Raw genomic sequence first — 11,423 nt, 5'->3', positions numbered from 1 at the left:
GGCGGGCGGAAGGATGAGTGGGGTGCTTCCGCGGGTTCGATGTCGGGTGCGGGTGGATGGGGGCTTGTCGCGCAGTTCCCCGCGCCCCTGAAAGCGAAAAGACTGCGCAGTTCCCCGCGCCCCTGAAGACAAAAGATTGCGCCGTTCCCCGCGCCCCTGGGTGGGTCGGCCCTGGCCCGGTCGGGCGCAATCCCCTCCCCGAACGGACCCCGCGTCAGCGTGCCGAGGTCGGTCGGAGGGTGTGTCGTGGCAGGGTCCCGTGTCCATGCGACTGAGCAAGCCCGTTTGTCTCGCCGTCAGTGCTGCAGCCGCCCTCGCCCCTGTGCCCGCCGATGCCGCCGTGGGGGTGGATCAACGGCCGGGCCGGCCCACCTGTGCCGAGCCGGGGAACAGGGAGTTTCCCGTGCGGACGCGGATCCATGGCGGGCCCGCCGAGTACGACGCCGGGGGCGGGTTCCGGACCTGGTACATCGATCTGACCAACACCACCGACGCGACCTGCGGGAACATCCACCCGGTCGTCGTCCTCGTGGACGGGAAGCGGGCGCTGCGGCCGGAGCAGCCGCGGCTGGAGTTCTACGACGGGGAGCGGCCCCGTCCCGTCGACTTCGAGCGGACCGAGCAGGACGAGAACATCGGGGTTCTCGGCGCCCCCGCGAGCGCGGCCAAGGGGGCCGAAGCCGGCGAGGCTCCCTTCCCCGGGTTCACCGTGGCGCCCGGCGCCACCCTCTCCGTCAAGGTGCGGCTCGCGGTCACCTCGGACGCCGTGGCCAACGACGTCGTCGCACACGCGGCCGTCGTCCAGCGGCAGGGGGACGACGGCGACGACGGCGACTGGGTCGGGCAGTCGAACGACTACCGCTTCCGCATCCTCGGCGAGGGTGAGGGAGTGTTGGAGGGGGAGGGAGACAGCGAAGGGGTCGGGAAGGGCGAGGTCGGCGGCAAGGACGATGCCGACAGCACTGGTGGGCGGGACAGCGCCGACGCCTCCGGGCGCGTACCGGACGGAATTCCCTTCGCGGAGGAACTGGCCCGGACGGGGCTGCACTCGACCCGGGGGATCCTCGCCGCGACCGCCGGCGCGCTGCTGCTCCTCGGCGCGGGACTCGGCGCGCTGCTCGTGGCCCGCCGCAGACGCTGAGGGCGTCGCGGGGACCGCGGGATTCTCTGCTCGGGCCGCTGCCGCCCCCTCCACCAAGATCGGGCGGATGGCTAGTCTGGAGGCGTCGGCACACAGCTGTGACGGCGTCCCCCACACCCGCGGCAGACCCGCACGGCTCACGCAGCACGCGTACGGCAGGAGACGGCACATGGCAGAGCGCAAGCCCATCGAATCGTGGCTCACGGACATGGACGGGGTGCTCATCCACGAGGGCGTGCCGATTCCCGGCGCCGACGCCTTCATAAAGAAGCTCAGGGAGTCCGGGAAGCCCTTCCTGGTGCTCACCAACAACTCGATCTACACGGCCCGCGATCTGCACGCCCGCTTGCGGCGGATGGGCCTGGACGTGCCCGTCGAGAACATCTGGACGTCCGCCCTGGCCACCGCCCAGTTCCTGGACGACCAGCGCCCCGACGGCTCCGCGTACGTCATCGGTGAGGCGGGCCTGACCACCGCGCTGCACGACATCGGGTACGTGCTGACCGACCACGACCCCGACTACGTGGTCCTCGGCGAGACCCGTACGTACTCCTTCGAGGCCATGACCAAGGCCGTGCGGCTGATCAACGACGGCGCCCGTTTCATCGCCACGAACCCCGACGAGACCGGCCCGTCCGCCGAGGGCGCCCTGCCCGCCACCGGCGCGGTGGCCGCGCTGATCACCAAGGCGACCGGCAAGCAGCCGTACTTCGCCGGCAAGCCGAACCCGCTGATGATGCGCACCGGACTCAACACCATCGGGGCGCACTCCGAGACCAGCGCGATGATCGGCGACCGCATGGACACGGACGTCCTGGCCGGCCTGGAGGCGGGCATGGAGACCTTCCTCGTCCTCACCGGTCTCACCGGCCGGGCGGAGATCGAGAAGTACCCCTACCGCCCGTCCACGGTCGTCGACTCCATCGCGGACCTCGTCGACCGCGTCTGAGCCACCCGTGAGCCGCCTGTACGGGAGCGGCACCCGCCCGGGCACGCCACCCGTACGGAGCAGCGGATCCCCTCCCCGGATGCGACCCCGCGCCCCGAGGAGGACGCTCCAGATATCTGGAGGTTCACGATGGGTTCACTGCGACTGACTCTCTGTGCCGGGGTGGTGGCTGCCGCCGCACTCGCCCCCACCGCGTACGCGGCCGACGGGGGCGTCTCCGTGACCCCGGGGTCCCCGGCTCCCGGCAGCGACATCCAGCTGCGGGTCAAGGGCTGCTCCGGGATGTCCGGCACCGCCGCGTCCGAGGCGTTCGTCGCCGACGCGCAGCTCACCGGGACGCCCGGGGTCCTCACCGGCGAGACCCGCGTCCGCTCGACGCTCGACCCCGGCACGTACGACGTCAAGGTCACCTGCGACGGCTTCGAGGACAAGGTCAAGGGCGCCCTCACCGTCGTCGACAAGAAGCAGCGCGAGAAGCAGGAGAAGCAGAAGAAGAAGGAACAGCAGCAGAAGAAGGAACAGCAGCAGAAGAAGGAACAGCAGGGGCAGAAGGAGAAGCAGCCCGGGGACTCGGCGGCTTCACCCGTCGCGCCCGCTTCCCCCGTGGCGCCCGTGGACGCGGGCGGTGGCGGTACCGCGCGGCTCGCCGTCGACGCCCGCTCGGAGGGGCCCGGTACCCGGCACGCGGTGGTCGGGCTGGTCCTGGCCGGTGTCGCCGCTGTCGCCGTGGCGGTCCGCAGTGCCCGTCGGAGTCGCGGGAGTACCCGCGGAACGGACTGACCGGCCATGTCAGACCGGGAGGACCGTGAACACACCTCCGGCGGCGGCCGGCTGCTCATGGGCGTGGCCTGGGCGCTGCTGCTCCTCGGGCTGTGGCTCTGGGGCCGCGAGGTGACCGACGTACGGCAGGGCATATCCGCGCCGACCACGGGTGACGTGGCGGCCGTCGGGCGGCCCCTCGGCGTCGAACTGCCGCCCGCGGCCGAGCCGTTGGGGGACGCGCGGCCCCAGCGCGTGGACATCCCCGCACTGGGCGTACAGGCACCCGTGGTGACCCGCGGCCTCGACCCCCGCGGGGCGATCGATCCGCCGCCGTACGGACAGGCGGGGACCGTCGGCTGGTACGGGGGCGGGGCTCGGCCCGGGGCGGCCGGGACCGCGCTGCTCGTCGGGCACGTGGACACCGAGACCCGGCCCGCGGTCTTCTACCACCTCAGCGAGGTGCGGCCGGGCGAGACGGTCCGGGTGATCCGCGACGACGGCAGGGTCGCCGAGTTCACCGTCGAGGACGTCCAGGTCTTCACCCGGGACCGCTTCGACGCCGAGAAGGTGTATGGGACACGGCAGACCGGCCGCGCCGAACTGCGCCTGATCACCTGCGGCGGCACCTTCGACCGGACCAGCCGCGCCTACACGGCGAACGTGGTCGTCTCCGCATACCTCAGCGGCACGGGTCTCTGAGCCCCGCGCCCCCAGGAAGCCTCGCCCGAACCCTCGTACCGAACCGAACCCGGGTACCCCTCGTACCGAACCGAATCCAGGAACTCGTACCGCACCTGGCCCGGTCGACGACCCGCTCCCCCCGGAGCCGTCGACCGGGCTGGTCCTCGACCGTGGGCGCCCGGGCTGCGGGAGTAACCCGGCGGCCGGCACGGGAGGTTCAGGGGCCCGTCCGCGCGTCTCGAACGCGCATCGGGAATGGTCGGACAGCCGGGGGCCGGGGCCGTCTGATAAGACTCTAGTTCGGATGGGCGTTCCGGCCTAGGGTCTGATTGACGCCAAGTCCCGTTCTGGTGGCGCTGTGTTATCCGCGCAGCTAGTCGCGGGGTCTAGGCGGGTCCGGGATGCTCGCGGCCCAGCTCGGCGATGTCCTGCGAGCCCGTGATCACGGCCGTCGCGACCTCGTCGATGGGCAGCCGGTTGCTGCGCGCGTACTGGCGCAGCGCGATGAACGCCTCGTCCATCCCGGTCCGCCGGCGCTCGGCGAGCATGCCCTTCGCCTGCTCGATGCGTACGCGGCTGGAGAGGGCCTCCTGCAACTGGTCCGTCAGCGTCCGGTACTCGGTGAACATGCGGTGGTTGGCGAGCCCGAGGGCGGCCGCGTCGGCCAGGGTCTGCGCGAGGAGCAGCGCCGTCTCGTCCGCCGATGCCGATGCCGATGCCGATGCCGATGCCGGGGACGAGGTCGGGGACGAGGTCGGGCGGGCAGGCTCCGGCACGAACACGTTGAGGGCGCCGAGCGGGGTCCCGTTCCGGCGCAGCGGTACCGCGAAGGTGCTCCCGATGTCGTACCGCAGCGCCCGTTCCGTGAAGTCGGGCCAGCGCGAGGAGGCGTGGGCCGCGCGGATCGCGACCTGTGGGACGGGTTCTCCGCTGCCGTAGCTCTCCAGGCAGGGTCCGCCGTGGTGCTGGACCTCCAACAGGTCGAGCGCCAGCTCCTGTTGGCGGCTGCTCACACCGAACGACACCGTTTCGCCGCCCTCGATCAGCATGATGCCGGCCGCCGAGGCGTCCAGGAGGGTCACACAGTGGTCGGAGAGCCGTCGCAGGTACGCCACCGTGTCGAAGGCCTCGGAGAGCGTGTCCGCGGCTTCCACGAGGGCGGCCCCCAGCTGGACCTCCCGACTGCTGTGGTGCATGTCCGCGCCCTTCCCGAGTCCGGCCACCGCCCCCGCACGTCCGTCCGGCGCCTACCCGGTGGGGAGGGGGTGTAACAGCTAGTGGACAAGGGACGGACGCGCTCGTGGGCGGACCGACACGTATGTCAGGATTGGGACTTCGGACGGTGCACCCGAGGGGGAGTTTGATGTACGGGAGCAGGGGGGCTGTGTCTCTTTTCGCCACTGGAGGGGTGGCAAAGGCGTCCGTGGCGGTGGCCGGAGCTGTGCTGTTGCTGGCGGGGTGCTCTTCCTCGGACGGCGACGGCGAGAAGGACAAGTCGGGCGCCAAGGTGAGCCAGCAGCCCAAGGACAAGGATCCGTTCTGGGTCAATCCCGATGGGAACGCGGCCGAGCAGGTGGCCTCATATGTGAAGGACGGCAAGAAGGACGACGCCGAACTGATCCGCAAGATCGCCGAGCAGCCCACCGGTGAGTGGCTCACTCCGGAGAACGCCGAGCAGGAGGCGCGCGGCTTCACCGAGGCCGCTGCGAAGGCCGACCGGGACGCGCTGCTCGTCGTCTACAACATTCCGCGCCGAGACTGCGGCCAGTTCTCCGGTGGTGGCGCCGCGGACGGCAACGCCTACCGGGCCTTCATCGACCAGGTCGCCGCGGGCATCGGCGACCGCAAGGCGACGGTGATCCTGGAGCCGGACGCCGTCCTGCACATGGTGGACGGCTGCACTCCGGACGAGTTCCACGAGGAGCGCTACGACCTCCTGAAAGGTGCGGTCGGGAAGTTCAAGTCCCTGAAGAACACCAAGGTCTACCTGGACGCGGGCAACGCGGGCTGGGGCAAGACCGACGACATCGCCGAGCCGCTGAAACTGGCGGGCGTCGAGAAGGCCGACGGCTTCTCGGTCAACGTGTCCAACTTCTACACGACGGCCGACAGCACGAAGTACGGCAGGGAGCTGTCGTCGAAGGTCGGCAACAAGCCCTTCGTGGTCGACACCAGCCGCAACGGCAACGGCCCGTACACGGAAGGTGATCCCGCGGAGAACTGGTGCAACCCGCCCGGCCGCGCGCTCGGGGAGTCGCCCACCACCCGGACCGACGACGACCTTGTCGACGCGTACGTGTGGGTCAAGCGGCCCGGCGAGTCCGACGGGACGTGCAAGGGCGGGCCGAAGGCCGGCCAGTGGTGGCCGGAGTACGCGCTCAAACTCGCGAAAGCGACCAAGTAACAACCCGCAGGCGACAGCCTGTACGTGACTGGGGGCGCCCTCCTCTGCGGAGGGCGCCCCCAGTCACGTCACTCCGGACGGGTCAGGGAACCTTGACCCACTGGGCCTTGCTCGGGGTGCCCTGGTCGTCCGTGACGAACAGCATGTACCAGCCCGAGGCGACCAGGTTGCGGCTCTTCGGGACGGTGACCGTGAGGCCGTCCTTCGTCTTCTTGAAGTCCAGGGCGATGGACTTCTGGTCGACGTCGGTGACGTGCGTGGACGCGCTCGGCCGGATCAGACGGGCCGTCTTGATGGACGAGGCGTGCTTCGAGGAGAAGGTCGCCGACCCGCCGCGCTCGACGGTCTTCGGGCCGCCGGAGAGCGAGGGCCGCGAGCCCTGGTACAGATACGGCGGCGTGTAGATCTCGACGCGCTGCTCGAACTTGCCAGGCTTGGTGTTGGCCTTGTCGGAGTAGAGCGGGTCCGAGCCGAAGAACATCACGCGGCCGTCGGGCAGCAGGATCGAGCCCGAGTGGTAGTTGCGGCCCACCAGCGGGTCGGCGACCCGCTTGAACTTGTCGGTCTTCGAGTCGTACATGCGCGCCTGGAGGATGTTGGAGTCGCCGCGGCCGCGGTAGTCCTCCGAGCCGCCGGACACCAGCAGGCTGTCGTCGGGCAGGATCGAGGCCTGCGGGTAGCGCGTGCCCTTCTCCAGCTCGGGCCCGTCCACGAACTTCGGGTCGTCCGCCAGGAGGTCGATGATGCGGGTCTTCTTGCTGGACTTCTTGGACTCGCCGACCCCGCCGCCGCCGATCACCATGTACTTCTCGTCCTGCGCGGGCGGCAGGAGCACCGTGCCCGCGGTCTCCAGGAGTTTCTGGTCGGACATGGCGGGGAGCTTGGTGAACTTGTTCGTGCCCAGGTCCCAGATGCCCGGGTCACGGCCGACGTCGTCGGGGCCGTAACCGGCGTTCGCGCCCGAGTAGAACAGCTTGCCGTTCTGCATCAGGGAGATCGCCGGATACGTCGGGAACTGCCTGATGCCCTTGGTGTACGTCCACTTCTTGGTCTTCGGGTCGTAGACCTCGTTCTTGCCCGGCACCAGCTGGCCGATCTCGTCCAGGCCGGAGAGGCTGAGGATCTTGCCGTCGGACAGTGTGGTGAGCGTCGGGTACCAGCGCGCCTCGTTCATCGGGTCGACCTTGATGTACCTCTCGGCGATCGGGTCGAACTCGAAGGCGTCCTTGATCCCCTGGAAGTCCTTCTTGTCGAGGGCGAGCTTCTCCGCGATGCCGTACGTGTTGCGCGCGTCCCCGCCCGACAGGCCCTGCACGCGGTAGTTGTCCTGCGTACCCGTCTCGTACTTGGCGCCGCTCCTCTGCGCCTCGACGTAGATCCGGCCCAGGCCCGGTTCGTTGCGCAGGAACTTGCCGGTCGCCTTGTCGAAGACCTTCTTGGCCCGCTCGACGACGACCGGGTCCTTCGAAACGAAGGTCTTGCCGTTCTCCTTGCCCGTGAACCGGGTGCCCGCGGGCAGGGTGATCGGCTTGTCCGGGTTCTCGTTGTGGACGACCATCAGGCCGCCGGCCTTGGTGATGTCGCCCTTGAGCTTCTCGTACCGCTTGGTGCCGCCCGCGATCAGCAGATTGCCGTTGGCCAGCTGCGTGTGTCCCGTGCAGAACAGGTCGGCCGGGGTGGGGATCTTCTTGATCGTGCCCTTGACCGGGTCCCAGATACGGGTGTCGAACTTCTTCGCGTCGAAGTTTTCCTGGTTGTTCCCGGAGCCCGCGACCATCAGGATCTTGCCCGTGCGCAGGAGTGCCGCGTGGATGGTGTTCTGCCGGTACTTCTCGGGGAACTCGACGATGTCCCACTTGCCGTTGTCGGCCTTGTACTCAGGCCTGTTGATCTTGTACTCGTGGTACTGGTCCGACCCGAAGCGGTAGAGCGCGGGTCCGTTCATCCCGGCCAGCGCAAGCACCACCGCCGCACCTATCGCGATGCGGCGGGCACGGCGGCGGCTGGAACCGTCTTTCACTTCAAATCCCGTCTAACTTGTCTCGATGACTGGCGTACAAGGCTTTTCCGGCTGGGGTCCGGGGGTCCGGGGCAGCGGCGGAGCCGCTGATGGAACTCAGCCCCCGGATTGATGCTGCCGTCCCCCGAGGGCGATCTGCACCGTCTGGTCGTTGCCCCCGCCTGCCGCCCAGCTGGGCTTCTGCTGGGGCGTGTGCGGTGCGGCCGGAGGTTGCTGTGAACCCTGTGGCTGGTGGGGAATGCGGCTGTCCTGCGGGCGCGCGGGTGGGTCCTGGGGACCGCCCTGACGGTGCTTCCGCCCCTTCTTCTCCTGCCGCATCATCCAGCGCCAGGCGAACATCGGCGACGCGGTGATCAGCAGCGCGAACGACGCCCAGATGATCATCGCCGGGTGGGCGTTGCCGTAGACGAAGCCCGCGGCGATCGAACCGGCGAAGATCGCCATGAAGTACCAGTGGTACCGGAAGGTCCCGAACCAGGTGTCCGGGCTCGCGGAATCGCCCTTCGGGGTGACCACGAACTTGCTCTTGCGACGCAGGACGGAGTCGATCAGCGCCTTCGCGTAGAGCGGCGCCGACAGCGCGGACATGATCATGCCGGCCACACCGCCGGAGCCCTCGGGCTCGTGCGGCGAGACGTTGTGGCGGCGGTTCCAGACGTAGAGACCGATCTGCAGCGCGGAGGCGTTGCCGTAGAGCATCAGCCAGATCGCCGGGTCGATGTTCACACCCGAGGCGCCGAGGCCCAGGAACAGGGCGCAGCTCAGCGCCGCCAGGATCCAGTTGAGGGCCGACATCGGGTAGAAGATGATCATCATCGTGTAGTTGAAGAGCTTGCTCGGCGGAAGCGAGTACCAGCCCTTCCAGTACTGCTTGAGGATCGTCTCGTACGTCCCTCGCGACCAGCGCATCTGCTGCGTGAAGAAGTCCGTCCAGGCGTTCGGGCCCTCACCGACGGCCAGCACGTCCGGCGTGTAGACCGAGCGCCACTTCCTGCCCGTCGCCGGGTTCTTGTGGCGGTGGATCTCGAAGCCGGTCGCCATGTCCTCGGTGATCGAGTCGTACAGGCCGCCGATCTGCTTCAGCGCCTTGATGCGTACGGCGTTGGACGTGCCGACGAACATCGGGGAGCCGTAGGCGTTGCCGGCCCGCTGGATCAGGGCGTGGAACAGGAACTGCTGCGACTCGGCGGCCTTGGTGATCGGGTTGTCGTAGTTGCCGTAGACCTGCGGGCCGATCACGAAGCCGACGTTCGGGTCGCGGAAGAAGCCGAGCATCCGCTCCAGGTAGTTCGGCAGCGGCACGTGGTCGGTGTCGACCGAGGCGAAGTAGTCGTAGTTGTCGCCGTGCGCGTCCAGCCAGGCGTTGTAGTTGCCGTGCTTGGTCTTCGCGCGGTGCGGGCCCTTGGGCATGTTCCACTTCGCGACGCCCTTGCGGGAGAAGTGGTGCACGCCGAGGCGCTCGCAGACCTCCCGGACCTCGGGGTCGTTGCCCTCGTCGAGCAGCCAGACGTGCATGAGGCCGCGGTGGCGGATCTTGACCGCGGCTTCGAGGGTCTTCGTCACCATCTCCAGCGGCTCCTTGCCGGGCACGAAGGAGGTGAGGAAGGCCACTCTCGTACCGGTCTCGGGCACCACCGGGATCGGGTCGCGGGCGACCAGCGTGGCGTGCGCGTTCGACAGCACGTTCATGCAGCGGAAGAGCTCGATCAGACCGATCGAGACCAGCATCACGATGTCGAGCGCCGGCAGGAAGCCGAAGGCCGGGTAGTCGCGTTCGGTCCAGTGCGCCGGCTGGAGCAGCCAGACGAGCAGGACGAGCGAGAGCAGTGGCGCGGCGCCCAGCATCAGGGCAGCGCGCAGCCGGTGCGGCTCCTGCGAGAGCAGCGAGCGGTACTGCACCTTGTACGGCTGGGCCGGATCGGGCTGTGTGAGAGGCCCCGCAAGCCTGCTGTAGTGCTCGTAGTCGTATCTCGGCAGTGTCTTCTTGATTCTCCGGAAGCTGCCGGTCCGAGTCTGTGACGGCACCCTCAGTTGGGTGGTCTCGGACGGATCGGAGTTCTGCCGGGCGCCCGTCGGCGTCGACGTCATGAGTCTTCCCCCCACACGCGAACCATCGCGTGCTCGTTGTTCCGTTCGCCTGCTCATGTCCCCCTAGACATTCACAGGCGCATCAACAGCAGGCCCCCGCCACCACATCATCCACATACCCTATAGACACGGCGCACCGGCCTTCCGGTTGCATGATGCCCCCCTCGACATCCGTTCATGAACGGGGCCCCTATTCCCCGCCTTCGCACGCAACCGGTTCCAAGCCCCCAACTGCGCTGTAACCGCAGCCTCTTGTCGCCCAGGGTTCTATGCCGTTCACCATGATCGCAAGATGCGAAACATGGTGTTTACCGGTCATACGCGCTCATTGGGGTGTCTGATGGTCTCGTTCGGTGTGGTTGCGGTCAAGCGCGTACGGATGTTGCCGAAGTGTTCCCTTATCGAGTCCTCGGCCCTGGTCGCGTCGCCGGAGCGCACCGCGTCGAGGATCTCCCGGTGCTGCCGGCAGGTGACCTTCGGATCCTGCGGCAGCCCCACGAGATCCGTGCGTACGCGGTGGAAGGCGTCCCAGAAGGCCTCCAGGAGTTCGCTCAGCAGCAGGTTGCCCAGGCCCCGGTAGAGGGTGGCGTGAAAGGCGCGGTCGGTGTCCGCGAGACCGGTGCCCGCGGCCGCCTCCGCGTCCATACGGTCCACCAGGGCGTCCAGTTCGGCGAGATCGTCCGCCGGGACCTTGCCCGCGAGCCGGACGATCAGCCCGGTCTCCACGGCCTCGCGCAGCTGCAGGAGCTGGAGCAGGCTGTCCTCGCCCCGGTAGTGCCCGGCGACCGTGCGGAAGGCGAGGCCCTCGATCATCGGGGCCATGGACATCGGTCCCACGTAGGTGCCGAAGCCGTGCCGGATCTCGACGATGCCCATCGCCTGGAGCGCCTTCAGCGCCTCGCGCACGGAATTGCGGCTGGCGCCGAGCAGCTCCATGAGCTCGGGCTCGGTCGGAAGTACGGCGCCCGAGGGCAGCCGGCGGTCGATGATGAGCTTCTTGATCCGCTCCTGGAGGTCGCGCGCCATGGCCAGAGGGTAGCGGGCCGAAAGGGTTCGGCCATACGCGATGAGGTTTCGGCCGGATGCGAAGAGGCCCCTCGCGATGACGAGGAGCCTCTTCGGTGGTGCGCCGCCAGGGACTCGAACCCCGGACCCGCTGATTAAGAGTCAGCTGCTCTAACCAACTGAGCTAGCGGCGCGTGCTGCTCTGCAGATCTTACCTGGTGTGGGGGAGTGCCCCGGCCCTTCACTCAGGCCTGCGGGCCGGTGGGGGTTGATCGCGCAGTTCCCCGCGCCCCCAAAGGGCAAGGCCGTGAAGTTACGGGTCTGGTGTGGTTGTCCATGGCGTCGTGATCTGCGGGTTCACCGGACGCGAGGA

The 11,423-nt window shown here is 68.7% G+C and carries 9 protein-coding genes and 1 tRNA gene; 5 read left to right on the top strand and 5 right to left on the bottom strand.

Going from position 1 to position 11,423, the window contains the following annotated elements:
• Positions 1-403 precede the first annotated feature (403 nt).
• The 4 genes from O3Q52_RS38240 to O3Q52_RS38225 all read left to right on the top strand — a co-directional run bounded on the left by O3Q52_RS38240 (position 404) and on the right by O3Q52_RS38225 (position 3,551).
• On the top strand, positions 404-1,141 hold the full coding sequence (locus O3Q52_RS38240; protein WP_332112978.1) for a hypothetical protein: 738 nt from the start codon (positions 404-406) through the stop codon (positions 1,139-1,141).
• A gap of 169 nt (positions 1,142-1,310) precedes the next feature.
• Positions 1,311-2,090 carry an HAD-IIA family hydrolase gene (locus O3Q52_RS38235; RefSeq protein WP_055617989.1) on the top strand — a complete coding sequence of 260 codons (780 nt, stop codon included), beginning with the start codon at positions 1,311-1,313 and terminating at the stop codon, positions 2,088-2,090.
• A gap of 129 nt (positions 2,091-2,219) precedes the next feature.
• Positions 2,220-2,870: a hypothetical protein gene (locus O3Q52_RS38230; protein ID WP_269653191.1), complete on the top strand. Its 651-nt coding sequence runs from the start codon at positions 2,220-2,222 to the stop codon at positions 2,868-2,870.
• A 6-nt stretch (positions 2,871-2,876) separates the two neighbouring features.
• Positions 2,877-3,551, top strand: coding sequence for a class F sortase (locus tag O3Q52_RS38225; protein ID WP_269653190.1), 675 nt, complete (start codon positions 2,877-2,879; stop codon positions 3,549-3,551).
• A gap of 368 nt (positions 3,552-3,919) precedes the next feature.
• Here O3Q52_RS38225 and O3Q52_RS38220 read toward each other — a convergent pair whose 3' ends face one another.
• Positions 3,920-4,729: a GAF and ANTAR domain-containing protein gene (locus O3Q52_RS38220; RefSeq protein ID WP_269653189.1), complete on the bottom strand. Its 810-nt coding sequence runs from the start codon at positions 4,727-4,729 to the stop codon at positions 3,920-3,922.
• Between the two features lie 167 nt (positions 4,730-4,896).
• Here O3Q52_RS38220 and O3Q52_RS38215 point away from each other — a divergent pair, with 167 nt between their 5' ends.
• Positions 4,897-5,937, top strand: a complete 1,041-nt coding sequence (locus tag O3Q52_RS38215) for a glycoside hydrolase family 6 protein (RefSeq protein ID WP_269653188.1) — start codon at positions 4,897-4,899, stop codon at positions 5,935-5,937.
• Between the two features lie 82 nt (positions 5,938-6,019).
• Here O3Q52_RS38215 and O3Q52_RS38210 read toward each other — a convergent pair whose 3' ends face one another.
• The 4 genes from O3Q52_RS38210 to O3Q52_RS38195 form a co-directional block, all read right to left on the bottom strand.
• On the bottom strand, positions 6,020-7,957 hold the full coding sequence (locus tag O3Q52_RS38210) for a kelch motif-containing protein (RefSeq protein WP_269653187.1): 1,938 nt from the start codon (positions 7,955-7,957) through the stop codon (positions 6,020-6,022).
• Between the two features lie 96 nt (positions 7,958-8,053).
• Positions 8,054-10,045 (bottom strand): cellulose synthase catalytic subunit, encoded by a 1,992-nt coding sequence (locus O3Q52_RS38205; RefSeq protein WP_269653186.1) that lies wholly within the window; start codon positions 10,043-10,045, stop codon positions 8,054-8,056.
• Between the two features lie 315 nt (positions 10,046-10,360).
• Entirely contained in the window at positions 10,361-11,071 is a 711-nt protein-coding gene (locus O3Q52_RS38200) for a FadR/GntR family transcriptional regulator (RefSeq protein ID WP_269653185.1), read from the bottom strand.
• Positions 11,072-11,167: 96 nt separating this feature from the next.
• Positions 11,168-11,244, bottom strand: a tRNA-Lys gene (locus O3Q52_RS38195).
• Between the last annotated feature and the right edge of the window lie 179 nt (positions 11,245-11,423).

Origin of the sequence: Streptomyces sp. ActVer, from assembly GCF_027270795.1 — a bacterium.
GTDB lineage: Bacteria > Actinomycetota > Actinomycetes > Streptomycetales > Streptomycetaceae > Streptomyces > Streptomyces umbrinus_A.
The sequence above is the reverse complement of the archived record's forward strand: the minus strand, read 5'-3'. Positions and strand labels throughout refer to the sequence as shown.